20 protein-coding genes and 3 pseudogenes are annotated in these 23,141 nt (G+C 41.4%); 10 read left to right on the plus strand and 13 right to left on the minus strand.

What is annotated here, in order from left to right; genetic code table 11:
* Positions 1-116 precede the first annotated feature (116 nt).
* Positions 117-1,619, minus strand: a pseudogene (locus tag ACYRY3_RS22230) (family 10 glycosylhydrolase); the annotation flags it as partial.
* Between ACYRY3_RS22230 and ACYRY3_RS22235 the strand changes: the two are divergent.
* The 3 genes and pseudogenes from ACYRY3_RS22235 (at position 1,613) to ACYRY3_RS22245 (ending at position 6,473) form a co-directional block, all read left to right on the plus strand.
* Positions 1,613-1,818 (plus strand): annotated as a pseudogene (locus ACYRY3_RS22235) (hypothetical protein). The pseudogenes ACYRY3_RS22230 and ACYRY3_RS22235 sit on opposite strands and share 7 nt — an antisense overlap.
* Positions 1,819-2,131: 313 nt before the next feature.
* Complete coding sequence (locus ACYRY3_RS22240; protein WP_460203806.1) at positions 2,132-5,239, plus strand: sensor histidine kinase; 3,108 nt, start codon at positions 2,132-2,134, stop codon at positions 5,237-5,239.
* Positions 5,240-5,864: 625 nt separating this feature from the next.
* On the plus strand, positions 5,865-6,473 hold the full coding sequence (locus ACYRY3_RS22245; RefSeq protein WP_460203807.1) for a helix-turn-helix transcriptional regulator: 609 nt from the start codon (positions 5,865-5,867) through the stop codon (positions 6,471-6,473).
* A 680-nt stretch (positions 6,474-7,153) separates the two neighbouring features.
* Here the strand turns inward: ACYRY3_RS22245 and ACYRY3_RS22250 are convergent.
* A complete protein-coding gene (locus tag ACYRY3_RS22250; protein WP_460203808.1) occupies positions 7,154-7,624 on the minus strand; it encodes a DUF4168 domain-containing protein in 471 nt (156 codons plus the stop codon).
* Between the two features lie 110 nt (positions 7,625-7,734).
* Positions 7,735-8,721, minus strand: a complete 987-nt coding sequence (gene holA, locus ACYRY3_RS22255) for a DNA polymerase III subunit delta (protein ID WP_460203809.1) — start codon at positions 8,719-8,721, stop codon at positions 7,735-7,737.
* Positions 8,722-8,814: 93 nt separating this feature from the next.
* Here holA and ACYRY3_RS22260 point away from each other — a divergent pair, with 93 nt between their 5' ends.
* A complete protein-coding gene (locus tag ACYRY3_RS22260; RefSeq protein WP_460203811.1) occupies positions 8,815-9,609 on the plus strand; it encodes a DUF1868 domain-containing protein in 795 nt (264 codons plus the stop codon).
* Positions 9,610-9,792: 183 nt separating this feature from the next.
* Positions 9,793-10,404 (plus strand): cobalt-precorrin-8X methylmutase, encoded by a 612-nt coding sequence (locus tag ACYRY3_RS22265; RefSeq protein ID WP_460203813.1) that lies wholly within the window; start codon positions 9,793-9,795, stop codon positions 10,402-10,404.
* Positions 10,405-10,945: 541 nt separating this feature from the next.
* Here ACYRY3_RS22265 and ACYRY3_RS22270 read toward each other — a convergent pair.
* Complete coding sequence (locus ACYRY3_RS22270) at positions 10,946-11,728, minus strand: RDD family protein (protein WP_460203814.1); 783 nt, start codon at positions 11,726-11,728, stop codon at positions 10,946-10,948.
* A 148-nt stretch (positions 11,729-11,876) separates the two neighbouring features.
* On the opposite strand from ACYRY3_RS22270, the gene ACYRY3_RS22275 reads away from it, so the two are divergent.
* On the plus strand, positions 11,877-12,836 hold the full coding sequence (locus ACYRY3_RS22275; protein WP_460203815.1) for a stage II sporulation protein M: 960 nt from the start codon (positions 11,877-11,879) through the stop codon (positions 12,834-12,836).
* A gap of 37 nt (positions 12,837-12,873) precedes the next feature.
* On the opposite strand, the gene ACYRY3_RS22280 is transcribed toward ACYRY3_RS22275, so the two are convergent.
* The 5 genes and pseudogenes from ACYRY3_RS22280 to ACYRY3_RS22300 all read right to left on the minus strand — a co-directional run.
* Entirely contained in the window at positions 12,874-13,761 is an 888-nt protein-coding gene (locus tag ACYRY3_RS22280) for a hypothetical protein (RefSeq protein WP_460203816.1), read from the minus strand.
* Between the two features lie 228 nt (positions 13,762-13,989).
* Positions 13,990-14,328: a hypothetical protein gene (locus ACYRY3_RS22285; RefSeq protein ID WP_460203817.1), complete on the minus strand. Its 339-nt coding sequence runs from the start codon at positions 14,326-14,328 to the stop codon at positions 13,990-13,992.
* 150 nt (positions 14,329-14,478) lie between these two features.
* Positions 14,479-15,804, minus strand: coding sequence for a DUF58 domain-containing protein (locus ACYRY3_RS22290; protein ID WP_460203818.1), 1,326 nt, complete (start codon positions 15,802-15,804; stop codon positions 14,479-14,481).
* A 172-nt stretch (positions 15,805-15,976) separates the two neighbouring features.
* The gene (locus ACYRY3_RS22295) at positions 15,977-16,114 is read right to left on the minus strand and encodes a hypothetical protein (RefSeq protein ID WP_460203819.1); all 138 of its coding nucleotides are present in this window, start codon (positions 16,112-16,114) and stop codon (positions 15,977-15,979) included.
* Between the two features lie 24 nt (positions 16,115-16,138).
* Positions 16,139-16,756, minus strand: a pseudogene (locus ACYRY3_RS22300) (AAA family ATPase); the annotation flags it as partial.
* On the opposite strand from ACYRY3_RS22300, the gene ACYRY3_RS22305 reads away from it, so the two are divergent.
* Both ACYRY3_RS22305 and ACYRY3_RS22310 read left to right on the plus strand, forming a co-directional pair.
* A complete protein-coding gene (locus tag ACYRY3_RS22305) occupies positions 16,753-17,328 on the plus strand; it encodes a hypothetical protein (protein ID WP_460203820.1) in 576 nt (191 codons plus the stop codon). The pseudogene ACYRY3_RS22300 and the gene ACYRY3_RS22305 sit on opposite strands and share 4 nt — an antisense overlap.
* Before the next feature lie 7 nt (positions 17,329-17,335).
* Entirely contained in the window at positions 17,336-18,085 is a 750-nt protein-coding gene (locus ACYRY3_RS22310) for a pentapeptide repeat-containing protein (protein WP_460203821.1), read from the plus strand.
* Between the two features lie 11 nt (positions 18,086-18,096).
* Here ACYRY3_RS22310 and ACYRY3_RS22315 read toward each other — a convergent pair whose 3' ends face one another.
* Positions 18,097-18,318: a hypothetical protein gene (locus ACYRY3_RS22315; RefSeq protein WP_460203822.1), complete on the minus strand. Its 222-nt coding sequence runs from the start codon at positions 18,316-18,318 to the stop codon at positions 18,097-18,099.
* 277 nt (positions 18,319-18,595) lie between these two features.
* Here ACYRY3_RS22315 and ACYRY3_RS22320 point away from each other — a divergent pair, with 277 nt between their 5' ends.
* The gene (locus ACYRY3_RS22320) at positions 18,596-19,036 is read left to right on the plus strand and encodes a hypothetical protein (protein ID WP_460203823.1); all 441 of its coding nucleotides are present in this window, start codon (positions 18,596-18,598) and stop codon (positions 19,034-19,036) included.
* Here the strand turns inward: ACYRY3_RS22320 and ACYRY3_RS22325 are convergent.
* From ACYRY3_RS22325 to ACYRY3_RS22335, 3 genes are all read right to left on the minus strand, one after another.
* Positions 18,957-19,967, minus strand: coding sequence for an alpha/beta hydrolase (locus ACYRY3_RS22325; protein ID WP_460203824.1), 1,011 nt, complete (start codon positions 19,965-19,967; stop codon positions 18,957-18,959). The two genes, ACYRY3_RS22320 and ACYRY3_RS22325, sit on opposite strands and share 80 nt — an antisense overlap.
* A gap of 209 nt (positions 19,968-20,176) precedes the next feature.
* A complete protein-coding gene (locus tag ACYRY3_RS22330) occupies positions 20,177-21,157 on the minus strand; it encodes a metallophosphoesterase (RefSeq protein ID WP_460203825.1) in 981 nt (326 codons plus the stop codon).
* A 619-nt stretch (positions 21,158-21,776) separates the two neighbouring features.
* Entirely contained in the window at positions 21,777-22,157 is a 381-nt protein-coding gene (locus ACYRY3_RS22335; RefSeq protein ID WP_460203826.1) for a VOC family protein, read from the minus strand.
* Between the two features lie 361 nt (positions 22,158-22,518).
* Between ACYRY3_RS22335 and ACYRY3_RS22340 the strand changes: the two genes are divergently transcribed.
* A complete protein-coding gene (locus tag ACYRY3_RS22340) occupies positions 22,519-22,959 on the plus strand; it encodes a hypothetical protein (RefSeq protein ID WP_460203827.1) in 441 nt (146 codons plus the stop codon).
* Positions 22,960-23,141: the final 182 nt, after the last annotated feature.

Genomic DNA, 23,141 nt, shown 5'->3' on the forward strand with positions numbered 1-23,141 from the left:
GCCTCCGGCACGATACGCGATCGCAGACCAAGAAGGAAAATTAGATTGGGAGGTTCACTACGTAGATGGAACAGTTATACGCGCCCACCAGCACGCTCCTCGTTTATTCTGCAAACTTAGCTACGACTGCGAAAACCCAGCTGTCCATTTACTGGGTCAAAGAGAACATCATACTTGTCGAAAAAGGCAATACCACTATTGACAACCACAGGTTGGTCTAGCTGTGGAGAGACATTAATGTTCCACAGATCGAAACCGTTACGGTTCCCCGGCACAAGGCTATAGCTAAAAATGCCAGGAATAGCCACCTTCACAGTATTTTCTGGGCGTAACCTTCCTGATTTAAGTTTACCTGTTAGGGAGGCAGACTTAAATTCAGTCAATCCACTGTTTGCTCCAGTATCGGCAACCATTCTGACGTTACAGTTATTTTTCATTCCACTCCCAGAGATAGTTAAACAAACGCCCTTCAATCTATCGTCCCATCTGTTACCTGGTATACCATTAATGACAGGTTGTTGGTTCAAGGAAGCCATCTTAAAACCTTCTCGATTCTTTGCTGTCAAGCCGAGAATGAGGCTGCCGTTGTTGCTATTACCACTACGACGAGTTACAATAAATCCATTGCTCAGATTTCCTGGCAGTTTTCTTAATGGATTATAAGGTAGCGCCCGTTCAGAATAATTGACTCCGATAATACCAGAGAACGATGTACCACTTCTGCCAGAGCAATTAGGTTTTTGGGAAATGCACTGGCGACTGGTCACCACCTGTACGGGAACGGGTTCCTCTGTTGAAATCAGACCAATTTGCACATTGGTGTAAACTAACTCTCCCTCTAAGATAGTACCATCAGTTAAGACTTCCCTAACCATTTGACCCGTTTTGTTGATGGGAGCATTTCCTAAAAACTCCCTAGGAACTCTCAAACCTGCAGAACCTGTATCTAGTAAAACACGTCTTGGTTGACCACCTGCCACTGCCACTTCTAGAAAATAACCGCGATCGCGTTGCCCAACTGAACCCCTTGTATGCAAAGGAACTGATAGAGTATCAAAACTGGGCTTGCGTGGTGTGTTTTGAGAGATATCGCGCAAAGCCGGATTGGAAAAAAGTTCTTGAAATCCCGCTTGTCTCTGAGCCACAGGTTCTGGTGCATAATCCCAAAGGCTTTCGTAGTAGAAAAATGCTACACCTAAACCCCGTTCTTGAGCAGCTCTTACTTGCGACTGAATTTGCTGCATGGAAACTGGTCGATTTCTCAACCCTGTCATAACACCTATAGCAGTAGGTATTAATTGTTGGGTTTCGATAATTTCTGAACGAGTAATTTTACTGTTAAAACTTTGCAAATCATTACGGTAAACCTGTACTATAATCTCGTCTACAATACCTAGCCGTACCCAATTCAACCAGTCTTGTAGTTGAAATTTGTAAGCAAAGTCGTAGTAATTCGGAGAAACAGAGAAAATAGCATTGGGTTTTCTGGCTTTCACAGCTTGATTGAGCTGCACCATAAATGCCGTGATTTTATCTGCCCGCCATTGTACCCATGCTTGGGCTTGAGGATTGGACGGGGGAGGGTTCCCAGTTTCGTGAGTATACAAGTTAATTGCGAAGGTTAAACAAGTTGCGATTATACGCTGCAAGCAAGGAGAAAACAGTCACCCAAATAGTTGAAGACTGGGTGGACCGACTCCCCAATACAGAAATTGCATCCCGTCACTGTCCCCACTCCCTCTTTCCCCGACGGGGAAAATTGGTCAAAAGACGCGACCTGATTGCCCGGTCATTCATCCCACGCCTCCCTACGGGTAGGACGTGGGGCAACTGACCGATCTAGCTAAATGATTTAGGTATATTATATATAATATTATTCTTTCTTATATATTAAGATTGAAATCTTTATCGTATCATAAAAGTTTCTCAAGATATTATCATGAGCATGATCTATAAGTAATATCAATTTTTACTTGAACCAGAAGAATTCTTTATAAAAATAAAAAATCAGTAAAAAGATAGATTTCAACGAAGGTAGCCCGTTAGCATAAAGTTATAAAATAGAGGAACATTGTATTCCTAAAGAATACTAAGCCTACCGTGTTAGAGCAATACGGTAGTAAAGCACTAAATGTTAAGAGTAACTCGCTTGCGCCAACAAAGCTCACATCAAACCTCTTCACATTCAGTGGTTGTACAAACTGCGAGTGGAGTCGCGACTGTTGTTGGGTTTTTTGTATTAGTTGGTTGGTGGTTGAACCTAGAGTTTTTCACAACCTTCTTCTATTTAAGTACGGAAACAATAGAGGCAAATGCAGCATTGTGCTTCATTTTGTCTGGCATATCCCTATGGCTTTCTTCAATAGGAGGCAAAAAGGAAAACGCACAGAAGGGGAGATCTGGTGAGCAGTCAGTTGCTCTGATTTCCAAAATTGAGGGAACTGCGAACCCAAAGAGTGACGGGGTGAGGGAAATTGTTTTCGCGTCCCGGTATCTTATTGCCAGGATCTGTGCATCCACTGTTTTGGTAATTGCTTTGCTGACTCTCAGTCAATACATATTCCGATGGGATTTTAGTATTAACGAACTGCCGCAGCTTGATTTTCTGCGTGTTGTCAAGATACCCCATTGGAAAGATATGGGAATCAATACAGCACTTAACTTTTTAGTTCTTGCTAGGTCTTTGGAACTTGCAAGCCAGCCTAAAACTCGTCGCAGCTATTGGTATGCCCAAGCCTTTGCCCTCATTGCTGCCTTGATAGCCTTACAAGCGATTGTCGGTTATGCATACGGAGTTAGTGTCTTCTACAGCTTTTCTCTTCAGAATGGGGGAATGGGGCTATACACTGCATTTACCTTCACAGCACTGTGTACGGGTATTTTGTGGGCTCATCCTAATGAAGGGTTGATGCAGTTAATAACAAGCGGTACCTACGGTGGTTGGCTGGCACGTCGGTTATTGTTGGCAGCGATCGCAATCCCTTTAGTATTGGGATGGTTAATTGTACGGGGACTCATAGCAGGCTTTTATGAACCAGAATTCGCGGTATCACTGCTTGTCATTATCTTGATTGTCAGTTTTTGCGTCTTAGTATGGGAAAGCTCTGCAGCGTTAGAACGTTTGGACAAGCAACGCAAACAGGCAGAGCAAGAACTACGTCGTAGCGAAGAGCGGTTCCGATTGGCACTTGACAATATCCCTGATGTCTTTGCTATCTATAATGCCCAACGACAGTTACAGTTTGTTAATGTAGCAGCATTGCAGCGGATACAAAGACCAAAAGAGGAACTTCTCGGACGTACTGATGAGGAAATTTTTCCTTCTGAAGTGACAGAACCTTACCTTGCAACTTTAATTAAGGCACAAGAAACGCGAACATTACAAACGACAGAAGTTACAATAACCTTACCTAATTACGGGCAATTCACAACAGAAATTAAATATTTACCGTTGCTAGATAAAAATGACGAAATCGAACAAATTCTAGCTTTCACTAATGATATTACAGAACGCAAACAGGTAGAAGAAACTCTCCGCAACCAGCAAAAATGGCTGGAAGATTTGCTTAACCTTATGCCAACACCGATGGTGTTGATTGAACGGGGAACTGCAAAAGTAACTTTTGCCAATAAAGCTGCTGACCAAGTTGCAGGAGGAAAATTTCCTAAAGCAGAATCATTAGCAGATTACAATACCTATTACTATGCCACCGATACAGCAGGAAATCCTATTCCAGCACATCTCTCTCCGGGGGTAAGAGTAGCTCAAGGCGAACGTATTGAAGGATTTGAACTAGATTGGCATACACCAGCTGGTATTCGATCGCTACTCATATTTGCCGATACTTTACCTGCCATGCATGGGTATCCGGCTACCTGTGTTTTAGTATTTCAGGATATTACTAGCCTTAAAAAAGCAGAGAAAGCCCTTTCACTGGGTTATAAGAGGCTGCAGTTGTTATTCGGTACAGCTAGCAATTTACTCTCAAGTCAGCAGCCAGTTGCACTTATTGATAGTTTGTTTAGAAAACTTTCAGAACAAATTCCTTTGAACGTTTACTTTAACTATTTAGTTCATGAAGATAAAAGGATTCTACAGCTAGCATCTTACATTGGGATTTCGGAAGAACAGGCAAAAGAAATTGAGTGGCTGGAATTTGGTCAAGGGGTTAGTGGTACAGTATCACAGCAACGTCATGCAATGGCTTTGGAAAATGTGGGGGAATTAACCGACAAAAAAACAGAATTTATTCGCTCTATTGGCATCACAGCTTATTACACTTATCCACTCATAGCGCAAGGTAAACTTTTGGGCACTCTTGCTTTTGGCAGTCGCACTCGGGTGAAATTTACCCAAAATGAAATGGGGATGATGCAAGCCGTTTGCGACCAAATTGCTATCGCCATGGAACGTGCTAAATTGATTGCTTCTTTGCAGCAGCAAACTGAACAACTGAGAGAAGCAAATCGCATGAAAGATGAGTTTTTAGCAATTTTATCCCATGAATTGCGATCGCCTCTCAATGCAATCCTTGGTTGGGTACAGTTATTACGTTCTCGTCCCAATCTAGAAGAAACCAAAGTCGCAAAGGCACTAGAGACTATTGAGCGCAATGCTAAAGCACAAACGCAGCTTGTAGAAGATTTATTAGATATCTCGCGAATGATTAGAGGCAAATTACGTCTTAATGTCCGGACTTGCAATATAGTTTCTATTATTGATTCAGCGATAGAAACAGTTCGTCTAGCTGCTGAGGCAAAAGAAATTGATTTGAAGTTTCATATTTTGAATTGGGGTATAGCCGATGAAGAAGAAATCTCCAATTCCCAATTCTTAATTATCGCTGATGGCGATCGCTTGCAACAAATTATTTGGAATCTGCTTTCCAACGCCATTAAATTTACACCATATAGTGGAAGCGTCGAAGTCCGGTTGTCATCTGCAACTTCTCCTGACTTCTCATATGTCCAAATAGAAGTTAGTGACACGGGTATTGGTATTAACCCTAATTTTCTCCCACACGTCTTTGACCGTTTTCGTCAAGCTGATAGTTCTACAACAAGATCCCACGGTGGACTGGGACTGGGACTAGCAATTGTCAGTCATTTAGTAGAACTACATGGTGGTACCATCAAAGTTGAAAGCCCAGGTGAAGGACAAGGTGCTACATTTACGGTCAAGTTACCGCTCCTTGATAAGAAAGATGAAGTAGAGGAAAGATTACAGGAGTCGCATTGACAGCTTAAGAGCTTCCAAATTCCAAAATATCCTAGTTTTTTGTTACACGGTGACTCTTGTCCGTTTTATAAGCTTTTCTTTAATTTTAATTTTCTTGTATCTCAACATTATTGTGCATAAGCTGATTTCGCTGACACTTATTTAGACTTTACAGTATCTGTTGCCCTTCTCGTAATATGACAACTTGTAACTAGGTCAATATAAAAACGTAAAATATAGAAACCTGGTTTCCTATGAATTACTAGGTTTGTGACGACAAGCTCCTTACATTTAATTTGGTTGCTCGACTTACCACCGTGAATTGCGATCGTGTAGAGAAGTTGTACATAACATTTCTACAGTAGAGCTTTACGCATATACGTATAAAAACGTTCGCGATAACTCTTATAAGTTACATCCGAAATAGATAATGTAAGAGTTGTATTCAAGATTGTCTTTAATAACAAGGCTATAAAAATTTTTGAAAACTTGGGCTTGCCATTTACCGTGTAATTAATAATACACGCCTTTTCCTTTCTCTTGTGCTGACTCTACAACAAACAACTATGTCAGCAACCAGGGTGCATATCTCAATCTAAACGAAACTACTAAATCACCAGTGTTGTGAAAGAAAGAGTTACCTCATATGATAACGATAGCAAAGATATCCACAGCGCAAGCAGTTCATCCTCAACCAACAAATAATGCTCAATATTACGATGTGCAAACAACTTCTTTTTTGCAGGAAGTTATTGAAAGCTTACAAGATGGTATCTTGATTTTGACGAAAACAGGCGAACTTATTCATGGCAATACATCTGCTCATCATATCCTGGCTCAATTAAACCAAGATAGTTCTAACTCTGATGCTGTACCACCTGCTATCTGGAGCCTTTGCAAATCCTTAGTAGAAAGTAGAAATCTTTCTCCAAGTCAACCTACAATCTTATCTAATGAGATAGTCGTAGATCCGACAACTGTTTTTCGCATACGTGTAAGATGGTTAACTTTAGAGAAATTCAATGATTCTTGCTTCTTAGTCACCATTGAAAATAGATATGAATCCCTTAAGAATATTGCAATGACAGAAGTGAAAAAATACGACTTAACACCACGAGAAGCAGAGATATGGTACCTTTATCGAGCTAAATTTAGCTATAAAGAGATAAGTGCTAAGCTTTATATCACTGTGAATACAGTCAAAAAGCATATGAAAAATATTCATGCAAAGCGACAAGCTTTTCTTGATGGTTAGAATTACCGAAGAAAGACAGAGGATAGAGGGCAGAAGGCAGAATGAGAGATAGTAAAATTGATACAAAAAATCCTCCATGCTCCACCAAACGGTGTAAAGCTCCTGAATTTATTTATGGATGAAAATAAAACTGCGTTGCGAGGGTAAATGCCCCTACCTTAAGTTTGGTGATTCTCTGTTCCCTGTTCCTTGTTCCCTTTTAATGAGAATGTTACAGCGATTGCAATTGATTGATGAAATTTAGCTCCATCCTTCAGTTAGCTATTTTCTATTTCAAACAGTACCCTTAAGGGTACTACCCCCTAAAACTGCAATCCTATATTCTGTAAACTTAGACACCTTGTAAAAATCATCTTACACCTTCAGACCAAAGTCAGGGTCTACATATTTCATACGTCCATGTTCATAATTTTTACCCTATGGGCGATTCGGGCGAATGATGTCTTGGTGGTTCCACGACTTTAGTCATTGGGTAATTGTACAAGAGGTCAACTACAAACACGGGATATCTTTTCTTCATACCAAGTCAAAAGTCAAAGTTCCCAAGTCAAAAAATATTTCTTTTGACTTTTGACTTTTTACTTTTAACTTCAAAAAGTATGGTGACAGGCAAAGGCTTAAATTCGGCTTAATTGCTATTGCTCATTAGCTTTTTAACTTCTATAGAATACGTTCCTTAATTACTGGTTCTTTTGCAAGCGGAGTAATGTATTATATATCTGTCGTTTTAAATCCTCATTCTTTTGAACTTCTACAGTAATTTTGTTGAATCTATCAATAGTAAGGTCATTTTCTTCAGCCACTTTTTGATAGCGCTGACAGTAATTAACTGCGATATCTTTAGCTTTACTTGGCAAACCGTTGAAACTGCTAGGCTCGTTGCAAACAATTTTAGGAACATCTTTGCTACCAACTAATTTTTTAATTTCATCAAAAGCCTGTTGACGCAGAGGTTCCATGGTTAGCATTGTTTTTGCATAACTTGTTAGTTCATTAGAACTGACTGGGGGTGGATTTTGAGCATAGGCTCTTGAGTTGAAGATCGAAGCAGTAGAAACTAAACTAACAGTAGCAATAACGCCCACAAACAAAGATTGGGAAAGCATCCGAATTAGATTAAGTCGGAGGAAACGATGGGGAATTTTCTTCATCGGCTTTATGTGAAACAACTACAATCGGGATATCTTATTTACTGTGAATTATTTTAGGCGTGAGAAGTTCCACAGAACAGCACTCAGCAGTTCAGCATTTATTTTGATTGTCAGTTTCCCCGGCATACTTGACAAAGTTCTATAACTTTAGTTTGTAATACTGATGTTTCAGAAGTTCCCTGTTTAAGACTCACTTCTAAGTCAAGCAGTATAGGCAAACAGGCAACGAGTTGCTGCACGGAAATAGATTTGACATCTTTCTGTAAATAGTAAACGCGATTAAAGTTTGCTATTTCTGCAGCTTTGGCGATCGCTTGTGGATTGCGCTCCCCACTTTCAACCACCAGCTTAACCCACAACCAAGTGCGAAATTGACCGATGAGTGTAACAACGATCCGCAAAGGAGGCTCACAAGCATTGATTAAGTCAGTCAAAGTTACCAAAGCACGAACTGTATCTCCTGTTCTAATTGCCTCCGCCAATTTTAGGCTATTTTGGGTCGTATTTCTAACTAATTGGGCTATAACGTCTGTATCTAATGGTTTATGGCTGTCTTGTGTGTAAAGCCCTAGCTTCTCCAATTCGTTGTAGAGAAGGCGTGTATCATTACCTACAGCCTCTACTAGCATCTCCACAGCCTTAGATGTTAACTTGACACCTAAGGTTTGAGCAGCTTGATTGGCAGACTGTATCAGTGCTTCTGTCTTCCAAGGTGGCGTAAGAGAAAATTCGCGAATAGAAGCAATCTTTTTGAGAAGTTTGGTTGATTTGAGGCGTTCATCAGGCTTGTTGCTGCTTGTCAGCAACAAAAAGGAATTTTCAGGAATCACCGACAAAGTTCGTTCCAATTCGGCGAACACTGTGTCCGGGCACTGCTGGCAAATGGTAGTATTTGTAAGCCACACCAAGCGCCCACCAGCACCAAAGGGTGGTGTCATCACCAGGTTTAACGCCTGGGTTGGGGCATCTGCTGTATCTGGAGGTAGTACGGTGTAGTTAAAACTTGTCCATAGGGGGTCTAGGATGCGATCGCGCAGGAGCGCAACCTCCTTTTCTATAGCAAAATCATCCTCACCCCAGTAAAAGTGGATCGGCATATCAAAAAAAAGCTAAATACTTCTTAAATCACGTAGTGAATTTGAGTCGTGTTGCCTACAATCAATAAGCGTGAGAGTGCGAGGATATCTAGGTTGGACGACAATTACCAAACTTATTTAAATAGAGTAGCGCGGATGACGCTGTTAGAAGCTTACAGAACCCAAGCCCAGCATATCCAGGAATCTTCTAAGTTTCAGCAGAGCCCAGAAGGAAGGCAAGCAGTACCCTTCCCCGGTTACACGGTGATAACTCCTCCTTGGGAAGACGACTCAGAAAACACTGCTTTCTACACAAATTTACAAAGTTACCAACAGGAACTTTTAAAGTTACCTGTAAACTCCGATTTGATTGTGCCGGTACCTCCTGCGAGCTTTCATTTGACATTAGCTGATTTAATTTGGGATGGTGCTTACCGCGATGCTTGTGAAAAAAATCCAAAATTTGACGAGCAGATACGCTCTCGCTTTGTGGAAATCTTTCAGCAATATCAACAATCTATAGCATCGACTAGCCATCCTATCCGCTGGCAAATGCAGGGACTGATAGTTATGCCAAGAGCTATAGGTGTTTGCTTAGTACCCCAGGATAAAGATTCCTACGAGCAAATTATGAACTTTCGCCGGACAATTTATCAAAACTCCAATCTCATGGCATTGGGGATTGAGCAACACTATCACTTAACAGCACACATCACCCTAGCATATTTTGGGGAAATTTCATCCAGTTTAGACCGCGATAACCTAGCTTCCATTTTTTCCGAGCTCAACGACCAATGGAGAGAACAGTTTCCAGAATTTCTCATACACCGTGCTGAGTTGCGGAAATTTGACGATATGACCCGCTATTATCGTGAATCAGACTGGCCAGTAGTCAATTTTGGTCATTAGTCCTTGGTCATTGGTCATTAGTCCTTGGTCCTTGGTCATTAGTTTCGTAGGGTGGGCACTGCCCACCATCTCCCCCTGCAAATATCGGTAATTTTGGAGTAGGGTGGGCACTGCCCACCATCTCCCCCTGTAAATATCGGTAATTTTGGAGTGGGAAGGAAGCCGTTGAATGCGTTAGGTCTTATGAATCTCTCTATTCATCCCATTATGGAGCAGAGCTTCGCTGTTATTGACTGCGAAATTGGCGACCATGATTTTAGCAGTGCTGAATACGCCATTGTCCGCCGTGTCATTCACAGTACTGCCGATTTTGAATTTAAACACCTGGTAAAGTTTTCAGACAACGCTATTGAGGCAGGGATTGAAGCCATACGCCGTCGTGTCCCAATCGTCACGGATGTGGGCATGGTCAAACAGGGCATTACAGGGTTAGTAGCCCAAACCTTTGGAAATCCTTTAATAAGCGCAGTGGAAACCACTGTCACGGCACTTCCAGGGAAAACGCGTACTGAAACTGGTCTGCTGCAATGCTATAAGGAGTTTCCAGAAGCAATTTTTGTCATTGGCAATGCTCCCACAGCTTTGCTAGCTCTTTGCCATGAGTTAACAACACCCTCAGCACAACGCCCTGCTTTAGTCATTGGTGCTCCTGTTGGCTTTATTTCTGTTGTTGAGTCAAAAGCAGCACTGGCAAAAACTTCAGTGAATCAAATTCTTGTAGAAGGGCGAAAGGGGGGTTCTCCAGTTGCTGCGGCGATCGTCAATGCCCTTATTACATTAGCTTGGGAAGGTTGAGCTTGCTTTCTTATTGCTAATAATTAAGAATGACTGTATTTAGTTCTTCAGCACTTGTTATGCTAACTGAACAAGTGCTGAATAGGGAACTCTTAACAGGGAACAGTGAAGATAGGGAGAAGAGAAGAAGAGAAAAGAGAGCATTATAAGAGCGTCGATTGGGAAAACAGTTTTTTATAGTGCTTGCTTAATAAAGGTTTAATCTATTATTGAATTTGATTAATCAAACTTGAAAGCTAAAGCTTTTGTCAAGTCAATTCACCTTGTTTAAAAATTTTCAGTCCTCTGGGTGCAGCCATCTAGAGGATTTGTGACATATTTAAAAGCTGTACGTCAAGCAAAAAGGCAGCTATGCTGAGGGAAGAAGGGGCAAACAGAACTCCTCCTTTGTAAGCCCACCCTACTCCAGGGGTGCAGGGAGAAAGAAAACAGTCCAACCAATCGATTAATTCCTACCTAACAAATTAGACGAGCTACTATGTTCATCCTTTATCCTTCATATTTCATACTTTAAATGTTGGGTTTCGTTCCTCAACCCAACCTACGAACTATACGAACCTTGTTGATAAGCAAGATAAATAGCTTCCAAGAATAGATCGGGGGTAGCGTCTTCTGGTAGGTTTTCTAGATTAAGAATCTCTTTAACATCTTGAGCAAGTCGCACAGCTACTGGGGTTCTAGCCTTTCGTGCCATGGCGCTGCGTCTGTAGAGATATTCTCGGATAACAGCGAAATCGTCAGGTAACATGGCAGATAAATCCGTCATTTCTAGCAATTGCTCGCTGAGGGACTTTGCCTGTTCTGAAATGGTAAACTTTTTTGATGCAGTAGATATTTGTTGAATCACAATTGTACCAGCTGCTAAATCACCCAGACGCTTTTCACGTCGAGCAAACATTATTAGAAACGCTCCAATAAACAAAAACTCGTCAACGGGTCGTAGCAAAGCACGTAATGTTGTTTGTTGCAGCCCTACTGGTCTACCATCATCTCGAACAACACGGATTTTAGCAAAGCGTTTACCAGGGGTTTGCCCTTGCCAAAGTGTTTCAAAAATTACAAAGTAACCTGCATAAATAGTAAAGCCAATGAGGGATGCGATCGCGAGTAACCAAAGAGCTGTTTTCTCACCAAAAATCGCCTTCCACAATTCGTTAAGTTGAACAGAAACTGTTAGCCAGGTGATGAGTAACAGTATCATAATTACAGCTAGAATATGGTAGTCGATAAGCAACGCCCAGGCGCGATTACCTATACCAGCGAGGGTATATTCTAGTTCTACACTTTCTGGTGTACGAAATTTTACACGATTCAATATATGCATAGCAGTTTGATATTTACAATACTGAAGCTCAACGAACAAATCGAGAAAACCGATAACACTGTAAAAGTTATGGTTTAGCTCACCCGAAGTTAGTTAGCGTGCGTTCAAGCTATCTTAAGTTAATTAATACTTAGTATTCCCAAACTTTATGAATATTCAACGTTGGATAGGGCGGCGAGAACCAAACTGGCAGCGCCTCGACGCTTTATTAAAGCAGGTAGAGAAAAAAGGTCTAAAATCGCTGCAATCAACAGAGATTAGAGAATTAGCCAGCTTGTATCGCTCAGTGGCAGCAGATTTGGCACGTGCCCGCACTCAACAACTAGGTAATACTTTGATACAAAATTTACATAATTTAACGAATAGAGGTTACGCACAAATTTATCAAGGTTCGCGACGGCAGGAATGGCAAGCAGTAGTACAATTCTACCGTTGGGGATTGCCATCTGTAGTGCAGCAAACATTTCCATACACTGCTACAGCCTTTGCTACCTTTGTCTTAGGAGCGTTAGTTGCTTGGTGGTATGCATGGCAAGATCCAACGTTTATGTCAGCCGTAGTGCCAGAACACATCATCAAAATGGTACGAGACGACCACAAATTGTGGATGGGTTCGATTGTCGGCATTGAACCTTTAGCATCTAGCAGAATCACAATCAATAACCTGTCAGTGTCTTTCGGTGCTGTTGCTGGTGGTATCACTGCTGGATTTTACACGGCATTCTTGTTGTTCCTTAACGGCTTGTTAATTGGTGCTATTGCTACGCTAGTAGGTCAAAACAATCTTGCATATCCATTTTGGGCTTTTGTCTTACCTCATGGTTCTCTAGAATTACCTGCAATCTTCTTTGCAGGTGGTGCGGGTTTTTTAATAGGAAGAGCAATTTTATTTCCCGGTAAATATCGCCGTACAGATGCACTGAAATTCTATGGTTCTAAAGCAGTACAGTTAATCTTTGGCGTTGTGCCAATGTTAATTCTTGCTGGTACGATTGAGGGTTTTTTCTCTCCCAATCCCCAGGTTTCAGACCCTTTCAAGTACATTGTGGGAATAGGATTATTCGCAATTTTGGTAGCCTATTGCAGCCGCAAGCAACAAAGTTTGTAGAGAATGTGTTGCATTCTTTTTCCAAATTGGTATTACCTTAAAATTCTGATTCTAATTCAAGCTGTTCTTGGCTGGTAGAATTGGATAACTTCAAATCAAAGCCTTCTTTGCGGCAAAGGATATCATAGTACATGGCAGCTTTGACTGCCTGCCAAAAGGGCATTGTAAACAATCCAGACACTGTATTTATAGAGACTAAAATTAATGTTCCTATAAGTGAATCATTGTCAGGCTGCTGTAAAAAAGATTGAAAGAATATCCCCAAAACTCCTCCTAACAATAAACTACAAACAAACCAAGATACTGTTAAAACTGGCAAAGTTATGAGAATAGAAATAAAAATAGTTCCTAAAACACGTCTGATATAGCCTTTTGTAAGTTGCCAGCTTTTTCCAATAGCTTTAAATGAATTTACCTTTTTCTCTACAACTAAAGGCAAATCCGTTACAAACAACCAAGAATAAAACCAAAAAGGGCTTAAGTAGATAATTATAACCGTAGGGACAAGGATTATTGCAAATAACCAATTACCGAAAGGGTAGGTTGAATTGATTCTCAGTAAACCTCCTGATGATAATGTAATAATAAAAAAGATTAATCCAGCAATTAAAGATAATAATAAATAAAATAGAATAAAAAATATAAAAACTATAATGTTAACTAGTATACCAGTAAATAAAAAGTTCCAAATTTGACGATTAACTCGACTTTTTGCAGATTGAAGGTTTTCTGAATTTCCAACCAAATCTTGAAAGGCCAAGCGGGACATCAAGCCAGCGATTGTATAAAATTTAGCCAACCCATAAATAGGAATCAGCAGCCATAAATGTGCGGTTAAAGCTAACTTAAAATATAGTTTTAGACGAGAACGATATAGGTAGAGACCAAGATTAACAATATTACCGATGCTGAGTTGCTGCATCATATGTTAAAAACTTAGATATTTAAATTACGAGTAAAGATAATTGGTAGATAAAGACTCACTCTGGAGACTTGTACTCGACCATCAATTAATAATAATGCCTCTATTGCCTAAACGATCGCCTCTGGTACCGTCCTAAGATTCCTAACAATACTAAACGAGCTTGCGGTTGCGGTTTTGAAGCTTATTCCCAGTAAAACACTATTTTATTCCAGATGCAGTTAAAAATTGTTACATTTGCACCTGCTTTGAGGAGTTAGAAGTGCCGGAGGAAGAATTTGCTGTGTTCCCATGTTGCCAAGTTTCCAAATTGTCGCGCATACCGGGCAACATTGTTTCATCGGTCAAGGTCTCCCCAGCTTTTGAACCAGAATCATCCTTATCAGAAGTAGCAGCAGTCTTATCTTCTACAAAGAAAGCTTCTTGTGGTGGAACCGATATAATTTCAACCTGTTCAGCATGTGCCCGACTATGAGTTCCCAGTGACAGGGACAGTGCTAACGAAATTAAGCCCAACTTAACAAAGCTACGGGTGCTGAATTTGGATTGTTGTGGCAGAAACTGGCTCATAGTACTTAGGTATAGATGGGTTTAAAAATACAGATTGGTTTAAAGGTCTCAGTGTGTTCCCTTAAATTCAATCTATCCGTATCTACACCGTGCCTTTCTGGCGTTTCGGACAGGTTACCCAGAGAACATAGAAACTTTATCAATATAAAATCAAAGTAAATTCCGTGCTTTGAGTTGTAAGTACCTATCAACTAACTGGTTACTAATTTGACTCGCCGGAGCATCCAAGACCAAAACCCCTTTTTGTTTGAGCTGGGCAAATGCGACTTGCCTTTGCGCTAGTAAATCTAGGGCAACAGCACGAGTATAGGCAGTTGTCACCTCATCTGTCGGGGTATGTGCTAACTGGTCAATTAAAGGATCGCGCAGGGTGACACAAAACGGTAGATAGCGGGGTGTTAATCTGGTCAGTGCCGCTAAGAGTTCAGTAGAAGCAGTCACATCAACTAAGTCAGTAATGACTACCACAAGGCAGCGCCGAGTTTGCTGCTGCAAAACACTAGTTACTGCACCCACATAATCAGATTCCAAGAGTACGGGTTGAATGGGAGTGAGATGGTCGATGAGATGACTTAAGTGATGTTGACCCCGTTCTGGAGGAATCCACACATGCATTTGACGGTCAAAAGCTCCTACCCCCACCCTATCGCCCCGATGTAACCCTGCTAAAGCTAGAGATAGGGTGGCATTTAAACCCCAGTCAAACCGTTGCAAACCTTGCACTCTTGCAGTCATCAACCGTCCTCGGTCAAGCAAAATGAGCAAAGTTTGTTCTTGTTCCGGTTCCAATACCCTAACCAAAGGCGGTGTATTACCCTGTGTGCCTACACGACGGGCAGTCGCTTTCCAATCAATCAACCGCAAATCGTCACCCGTGCGATAATTACGCAGTTCAGCAAACTCCGTGCCAAAACCCAACTGACGGGATTGACGGTTTACACCGGACGACTGCAGTGTGAGGCGAATGGAAAGCGATCGCAAACCCACCAAATCCGGATACACTTTGACTTTTATGCTATGAAGAACCTTTCTATTATCCCAAGCTAAGCCCCAAGCACCGAGTTGTCTTACTTGGATATCACCCCAAGGAAACTCTCCACGTTGACTTGGGTGGACAGTGTAAGTTAATTCCCGAGTACTGTTACTGGGAACAGTGGCATTCAGTAGTGGTACAGACACCCCAAATTCAGTTGGGTAGAAGTCGCGGATTTGAAGGATAGCTGTGGATTTTCCCGAGTTAACCTTAACTAAAACTAGGTTATCTCGCCCAATGGAAAATCTTGATGGTAAATCCCGTGTTACCTGCACGCGATCGCGGCGTACTTGCAAACCATCTACAAGCGTAAACACCAGCACCATCACATCAAACAGCAAAGTCAAAAGGATGCTAGTTGGAATCCCAAGAAAGATTGCTGAAACTGAGGCAAGAGCAATTCCTAATATTAATAGAAAATAAACTTTTTTTGAAGGAACCATGTTTTAAAGGATGAAGGATTAAGGATGAAGGATAAAGTAAGAGTTAATGAATGAAATTATGAGCTTTTATGCTGTTTAGCACGAATAATAATGGTGGTAATAATTGCAATTAGCTCTTCATTTTCGGTCATGAGCAATGTTAAACGTTTACTTGGAACGATACCTGATTTATCTAAAGGTATTGTTTACTAATGATGTTACCAGCTTGGTCTTTGCCCTCCTGCAAAAATTGATATAGCTTAATTGCTCTTAAAGCATATTCAAACGAACGTTCCCCAATATCCCGATACTTCTGCTGTTCCTGAGTCATCCTTTATACTTCATCCTTTATATTTCATCTTGGGACTGGAACTTTATTTAAAATCGAAGCAATAACCGCGTCAATTTGTACACCATCCAGCATGGCTTCTGGTTTGAGGATGAAACGATGACGCAGCAAAGGAGGCGCAACTGCTTTGACATCATCAGGAGTCACAAAATCTCTGCCAGCCAGATATGCAGCAGCTTGCGACGTTTGCAACCAAGCACCAGCAGCGCGAGGCGATGCTCCCAATGTTAAGTCAGGATATTGTCGCGAGGCTCTAACCAATGCCAAGAGATAATCAATTATTGCCTCAGAAACTTTCACTTCTTTGACGGCTTGTCGTGCTTCCAAAATTTGAGCGATTGTTGCGACTGCTTTCAAACGAGCAATATCCAATCGTCGTGCAGCAAAACCTGCTTGACGATTGAGTAACATTTGCTTTTCCGCCTCTTGAGAGGGGTAATCAACTACCAGTTTGAATAAAAACCTATCTAACTGTGCTTCTGGTAGGGGATAAGTCCCTTCAAATTCTAGGGGGTTTTGGGTTGCAATCACCCAAAATAAATCTGGCAAGGGCAAACTCTCACCATCAAGGGTGACTTGCATCTCCTCCATCGCTTCTAAAAGTGCTGCCTGTGTTATACATGGGAACGGTAGCTCAAGGTTTCTTGCCATTACCAGGGGATACGTCGCTATGGGTTGAAATTTCTCCTGGTATTGAAATTAATAAAATCACGGATGTAGCCCTCAAAGCTGCTTCTGTCCGTCCTGGAGTACAGGTGGTGGAACGACTCTACGGTTTGCTAGAAGTTCATTCTGCTTCCCAAGGGGAAACGCGAGCTGCCGGTCAAGCAATTTTAGCGACGCTGGGAGTCCGCAGAGAGGAATGTCTCAAACCGCGTGTTGTTTCCAGCCAAATTATCCGCAACATTGATGCTTACCAAACACAACTCATTAACCGCACCCGGCGGGGACAACTTTTATTGGCAGGGCAAACGCTTTATGTATTAGAGGTTGAGCCTGCAGCTTACGCCGCCTTAGCTGCAAATGAAGCCGAGAAAGCTGCAGCAATTAACATTCTTGAGGTTCAAGCTGTCGGTAGTTTTGGACGGCTTTACTTAGGTGGACAAGAACGCGATATTCTTGCAGGTGCAGCAGGAGCGTTGACGGCAATTGAAAGTGTAGCAGGTCGGACAAACCCCAGAGGTCGTCAGGAGTAACAGGAAAATGGCAAATCACAGGCATCTGGCTCTGCTCAAAGCAGGTGCGATCGCATGGAATGAATGGAGGGAGCAATATCCTCAAGTTGAACTAGACCTGAGTGGCGCTGACCTTCAAGGGTTGGACTTGACCAGAATTGACTTGAGTCATGGGTCACTTGTGGGAGCCAACCTGAGTGGTGCCGATTTGAGTAGCGCTAACCTCTCCAAAGCCAACCTTATGGAAGCTAACCTGAGTGCAGCTAACTTGAGTGTTGCTAATTTAACTAGTGCCAAACTGACACAGGCTGACCTGAGTTATGCCAATCTGATTGGAGCTAATTTGAGCGACGCCAATCTCAAAGACGCCATTATCGCTGATGCTAACCTAATTGGAACTGACTTGAGTGGCGCTAACTTGAGAGGTGCCGATTTAGGAACAGCAAAGTTAATTCGGGCTAACCTCTGTTTTGCAAACCTAGTTGCAGCCAACCTGATTGCTGCCGACCTGAGCAATGCAAACCTGTTTGAAGCGGAAGTGATGGGGGCTTACCTATACAAAACTGACCTCTACAAAGCCAATCTCAGCAAGGCTCACTTGAGCAGTGCCTACTTAGTGCGGGCTAATCTGAGTGAGGCTGATTTGAGCAATACCGATTTGAGATGGACTAACCTCAAAGGAGCAAAGTTAGTGGGTGCTAATCTCAGAGGAGCTAACCTGAGGGGTGCTCATCACATAGATAAAAATCTTCAAGAGGCTATTACGCCTGAGCCATAGCTACTCTGCTACTACCGCTTTGCTTCGATTTTACCCAGCAAATCCTCGTCTGAGTAGGAAGTTTCCCATTCACCCGGCAGTTCGATCCGTACTGATTTAGCTCCACCACTGGGGGTGCAATGGACCCAGTACGTATCGCGCCCCTCGTTTACCCGAGCTGCGGCTTGGTTCTCCGCCCCATTGAAAGACCTGTTGACCTGTTTATTGTGGCAATTTCGTAACTCTACGTGCATACCTCTACAGAGCATTTTTTTCAGGGGGTGTTCAACCAGACATGATGTGGGACACAAAAAGTTTGCGATCGCCGTCACATAGCAGCAGTGATAATTATCACGTCATCAAGAGACTGGGAACAATACTCTCATCACCAATTCATTGCATCCTAATAGTGTTAGTACTTATAAGTTCTACCTAAAGTGACAGGGAAACAGGGTGTATGTATGTACTAAGTAAGATTAATGAAAATGCTAGTTAATTTAATGTAATTTCAGTAACATACATCTAAACATTATGAATAAATTTATACAAATTCAATTAAAATTAAATTCCTTTGGCTTTCTAAAGTTGACCTTGATAACCCTTGCGATGTTGCTTTCCTTTGGAGCTTATACTCGGGCAAATGCTGAATCTGCTACAGAAATGGAAGTTCTATCCGTTCCCGCTCAAGAAGCATTTTTTATAGAAGATAAGACCCAAGGGACTTTTAATGATGACTCCAAACTACAAAATAAGAAGACCCCTGGTAATAGCAATTTATCTGTGCCCGATACCTGGGAAAATACACAGGAATCCGAAAATATAGCAAATTTTGTACCGGGCAGTCTTGATAACTCAAGCGATCGACGGATATGGCATTCAAGAAAACTTGAAACTACCTTCCCAACCAAAACCGATTATCCAAAATCTGACTACGATCGCCAGACACATTCATTGGCACTCTCCCAATTCTAATACATTCCCACATATGGTCAAAAACTAAGCCAGGATTACCATCTTCTGCTGTATCAAAATATCCATGACCCAATGGGGAATCATATCTGTTGTTAAAATCCGCACAGTCAAAAGCATAGACATTTCTGGCTACCTTATCCATTGATGCAGGTCCGGTATGCCCGAGCCGTGGAGAAGAGATTGAATTACCTATACCATTTGTTACTTTGCTAGAGCGCAAAGCAAAATCATCTGCAGCATGATAAACTACAACATTGCGAGAAGTTTGAGGAATAAACTGACCTTCTTTTCCGGTTTCTAGCGCATCATTCACTAAATCGGGAGCCGCCATAAACGTATTGCGAAAAATCAAAGGTAAACCTTGTGGTTGATAGTACTGAACCGCACGGTTAAGAGCACCTCGCAACACTCGATTGCCCAATGAATAAGCTAATATATTTATTCGTTTGAGACAGGGATTTTCTAGAGTGCTGTTCTCCTCACGCCATCCCAGAAATTTCTCAAATAAACGCATAAAGGCAAAATCACTAGCGTCAGCTGCCTTTTGGTCATCAAAGTAATCTTTAACAACACCAAAATCATTATCTGAAGGCCAAATCAGAGGAATTACCAAAATATAGCCAGCAGACTTTTGAGTAAACAAACCTTGTAGTTCTTCTACTTTTGGAAAAATGCCTGTTTCAGGGAGGCTATTAAAGCCATGTAAAAATAGCAGTATTTGCTGAACATTTGCAGCATTTAGTTCGCTAAAAAAATTTTGACTGCCAATTTCGACATAATTATTTGACCCATTGCGTCGGCAGAAATAAACTGATTGCTCAACTTGGTTATTTGAAAGTGCAAAGCTGATAGGTCGAGGCAAAGCAAAAGAACCGTCTGCATTTCTAGGAGTTGGTCCTTCATTTAATACTCGATTGGTAACAAATAACATAATTTTCGGTGTTTTGTTTGTCTTGGAAAAAAGTAGTGTTTTACGTTTATTATTCCACGCCTTATTTAGGAAGAGCAAACAATATTGATTGTTAAGATTTAGAATTTATCGTAACAAAAATTTGAAAAAATCTTGAACAAGAAGTAGTATTAGAGGTCAACAAGCAGCACAACAGAAAAAATCAGAAAATTGTACTGATGTTGACCTACTCAAGGAAGAATTTCTTGCTTCACCTCAAATAAATTGGGATTGCGTGAGTTTACTGTGACCCGCAGCCAATGCACATTGGGAGACCCAAAAGTTTCCACTCGAGTAAAGTTTGTCACAATCGTTCCATCTGAGGTATTTAGAGGTTTGTCAATTCGGAAGTAATGGCTATCTCCGTGAACGAGTATGACTTGCTTGCTATAATTTTTCAATTCAGTTTGCAATGCGTTGATAAAATCATTGAAGCCAGTTCGTTGTGCATTGGTTGGTGGTAAATCGAAGTTTGGATTGGCATGGATAACAATCACCAAACCCAAGTTGTTATTTGCTTTAGCAAGGGCAAATGCTTCTTTTAACCAGGCAAGATTGGCAGCATTTCGTTCAGCATACTCTGCATCATTTTCTGCATTCCGCCCAAGGTTGTTGTTACTGCCAACAACATGGATGCCAACAAACAGAACATCTCCTGCTGTCCAGCGCACGTTTTCACGGAACTTGCTGTAGTTGGAATTCTCACTCTGGCGAGTCAGCTGAATCTTCGATCGCCCAAAACTTTGATTTCCTTGTGTAGAAAGTTCGCGTAATTTTGCTAACCGTTCAATGGGATCGTATCCACCAGCTGCTGGGCGATGGCAATCTGTCCATTCATTATCTCCAAAAATGAAAATCAAGGGATGGGTAAATTTTTGGAAGTCTTGCAACCGCTCCTGTAAAAGTTTATCTGAGCAAAGACTAGAGCCGCTCTTCAAGTCACCATCATGAACTACAAAGCGAACTGAGGATCTATTGACGTCCTTAATTAATTCTTGGAATTTTGCTTCTTGTTTAGCATCGTAGGGTAAATCGCCAATCAGAGCGAACTCGAAACGTGTTGCATTACTGTCTTGACGTGACGGTTGTGCAATTGTTGAGGGAAGAAAGATTATGCAGATACTTAGCAAACAGATGGGAACCAAAACTCTAAGCAGTCTTTTTAATAGCATATGTTAATAAAGAAAACGGTCAATTAATATTTTTTAACATTGCAAACGCTAATTACGGCGTGCTTTAATTAAAAACTGTCATAGCACGAACTATAAGGTAGAGCTCCTAACCAGGCATAAGCATTCCTAATTGTCTTGACCTAACCCCCCTGCCCCCTTCCCTACAAGGGAATGGGGGTTTTAAAGCATATCTTCTTATGGGAAAGAGGTTTGGAGAGAGGTCTGGAGTAAACTTTATGACTTTCCAAACATTCTGTTAAAACTGGCTGTTTTGCCTGTGTAAGCTATTTTAGTAAGTAAGGCGATCGCCCGCACCGTGTCCTACAAGACGGTGGCTTCCGCATCGCACTCTATAAATTATTTACTTATTTACTTTTTCTGAAGCCCTGTCCAGTATAGTTGATTAACTATGACAACAAGTCTCGTAAATAAATTTTAAATTTTATACCAGCAAAGTAAAAAGCCCTTAGAATAAATATCCTAAGGACTATGTATTAAAAGTGTACTTTAAAATGGGCATTACTTATTAACCAGGATTTTGTTGCGTCAGATATATGATGCTGATAACAAGTTTTTTGTGAGATTAATCACTGAAGTGTAGCCTCAATTATAGAGATACTTAGCAATCCTCAAATCGTTGAATTTCAATTAGATAGCCATTGGGATCGCGCAAAAAGCAATGGTAGATTTTAAACTTTTCATTGAAAGCAGGGGGCTTCTCAAATTCAACACCGCGTTGTTTGAGGTGCTCATACCATTCATCCACCTGCTGAGTAACTATAGTAAAGATGATATGCGATCGCTTACCATTTGGGGGAATTGCAGTTTCACTAGTTTGACATAATCCCAAGTATCCAGAACCAGTGACACTGTAAATGCGGCAACTTCCTTGGTCTAGCCACAGTTCCAAACCTAAAGTATCCTCATAGAAACGTGCAGAAATAGCAAGGTCTTGGGTGTATAAAAAAGTAATTTGTTGTTCAATTGGTGGGTGAGACATAATATTTTTGTGCTACGAACTTAATAGAATATCGTTAATATTTGCTTATATAGCAGTTTGCGACCTCAGCCTGTTCGATAAATCCCGGAGGGCAGATCGCTGCATTGACTTGCTTTAGTCGGATGAAACTAATGCTGGTTGAGGTGCAAACACTGTTCGCTTTTGTTTATCTTCTGTCATAGCTATTTGGCAATTAGAGTATGCCCTTATTCTGGGCAATTGATACAGAACGCTGTTGTGGATTGCTTTCGTTCACACAGTATGCGCTCTGACGCCTAAATATATCACCAGCTTTCAAACCGGAATAAAACTGTATGACAATGTAGATATTTAGTACTTAGATTTCAACGTACCACCGATTATGTTTAAACCAGGTCAGCGCGTAGTCGTAAACGGAGAACATGGAACGGTAACGAGTACTGTACCCAGTGCTATACCTCTTGCCCCTCAACGGGCAACAGTAAAGTTAGATACTGGGAGGACGGTAGAATGTGCTCAAGGAGCTTTGTCACCTGAAACCTTAAGCACGCAGGATGTGAAGAACGCAATAGAAGAGATTGAGAAACTATTAGGTCAAATTCCCAAACTACCAGCAAGAGAAAAAGGAGAGTTACCCAATCACTTAAAGTATCTCAAGGAAGATGTTCAAGTCCCGGAGGAATTCAACAAGCAGTTGGCTACTGCAAATCTCAGTTATATAACTACAACACTTAAAGCTGTGAGTGAAACAGAATCTTCTGAAACATGGTGGCAAAAAGTAGAACCATCGTTAAATAAAATACGCAACTGGTTGGCTGGATAAGTAAGACGAGTCTAAGCCAACTTTCACCCCTCTTTTGGTGTGCGATTCCCAGTTTTAGCTAAGGAGGGTAAATATTCATCATCCTAATGAGGTGTGTGGAACCGCCATATCCCACCTCATAATTTGCTGAACTAGTAATCCGCAGGAGTTGTCTTAGCGGAATACTAGGCGATCGCAGCTTA

This window comes from Scytonema sp. NUACC21 (assembly GCF_054684315.1).

Excerpts from the sequence above, each read along its gene's own strand:
- ACYRY3_RS22240 (WP_460203806.1), top strand. The coding sequence starts at position 2,132 with ATGTTAAGAGTAACTCGCTTGCGCCAACAAAGCTCACATCAAACCTCT.
- ACYRY3_RS22245 (WP_460203807.1), top strand. The coding sequence starts at position 5,865 with ATGATAACGATAGCAAAGATATCCACAGCGCAAGCAGTTCATCCTCAA.
- ACYRY3_RS22250 (WP_460203808.1), bottom strand. The coding sequence starts at position 7,624 with ATGAAGAAAATTCCCCATCGTTTCCTCCGACTTAATCTAATTCGGATG.
- holA (WP_460203809.1), bottom strand. The coding sequence starts at position 8,721 with ATGCCGATCCACTTTTACTGGGGTGAGGATGATTTTGCTATAGAAAAG.
- ACYRY3_RS22265 (WP_460203813.1), top strand. The coding sequence starts at position 9,793 with ATGAATCTCTCTATTCATCCCATTATGGAGCAGAGCTTCGCTGTTATT.
- ACYRY3_RS22270 (WP_460203814.1), bottom strand. The coding sequence starts at position 11,728 with ATGCATATATTGAATCGTGTAAAATTTCGTACACCAGAAAGTGTAGAA.
- ACYRY3_RS22275 (WP_460203815.1), top strand. The coding sequence starts at position 11,877 with ATGAATATTCAACGTTGGATAGGGCGGCGAGAACCAAACTGGCAGCGC.
- ACYRY3_RS22280 (WP_460203816.1), bottom strand. The coding sequence starts at position 13,761 with ATGATGCAGCAACTCAGCATCGGTAATATTGTTAATCTTGGTCTCTAC.
- ACYRY3_RS22285 (WP_460203817.1), bottom strand. The coding sequence starts at position 14,328 with ATGAGCCAGTTTCTGCCACAACAATCCAAATTCAGCACCCGTAGCTTT.
- ACYRY3_RS22290 (WP_460203818.1), bottom strand. The coding sequence starts at position 15,804 with ATGGTTCCTTCAAAAAAAGTTTATTTTCTATTAATATTAGGAATTGCT.
- ACYRY3_RS22295 (WP_460203819.1), bottom strand. The coding sequence starts at position 16,114 with ATGACTCAGGAACAGCAGAAGTATCGGGATATTGGGGAACGTTCGTTT.
- ACYRY3_RS22305 (WP_460203820.1), top strand. The coding sequence starts at position 16,753 with ATGGGAACGGTAGCTCAAGGTTTCTTGCCATTACCAGGGGATACGTCG.
- ACYRY3_RS22310 (WP_460203821.1), top strand. The coding sequence starts at position 17,336 with ATGGCAAATCACAGGCATCTGGCTCTGCTCAAAGCAGGTGCGATCGCA.
- ACYRY3_RS22315 (WP_460203822.1), bottom strand. The coding sequence starts at position 18,318 with ATGCACGTAGAGTTACGAAATTGCCACAATAAACAGGTCAACAGGTCT.
- ACYRY3_RS22320 (WP_460203823.1), top strand. The coding sequence starts at position 18,596 with ATGAATAAATTTATACAAATTCAATTAAAATTAAATTCCTTTGGCTTT.
- ACYRY3_RS22325 (WP_460203824.1), bottom strand. The coding sequence starts at position 19,967 with ATGTTATTTGTTACCAATCGAGTATTAAATGAAGGACCAACTCCTAGA.
- ACYRY3_RS22330 (WP_460203825.1), bottom strand. The coding sequence starts at position 21,157 with ATGCTATTAAAAAGACTGCTTAGAGTTTTGGTTCCCATCTGTTTGCTA.
- ACYRY3_RS22335 (WP_460203826.1), bottom strand. The coding sequence starts at position 22,157 with ATGTCTCACCCACCAATTGAACAACAAATTACTTTTTTATACACCCAA.
- ACYRY3_RS22340 (WP_460203827.1), top strand. The coding sequence starts at position 22,519 with ATGTTTAAACCAGGTCAGCGCGTAGTCGTAAACGGAGAACATGGAACG.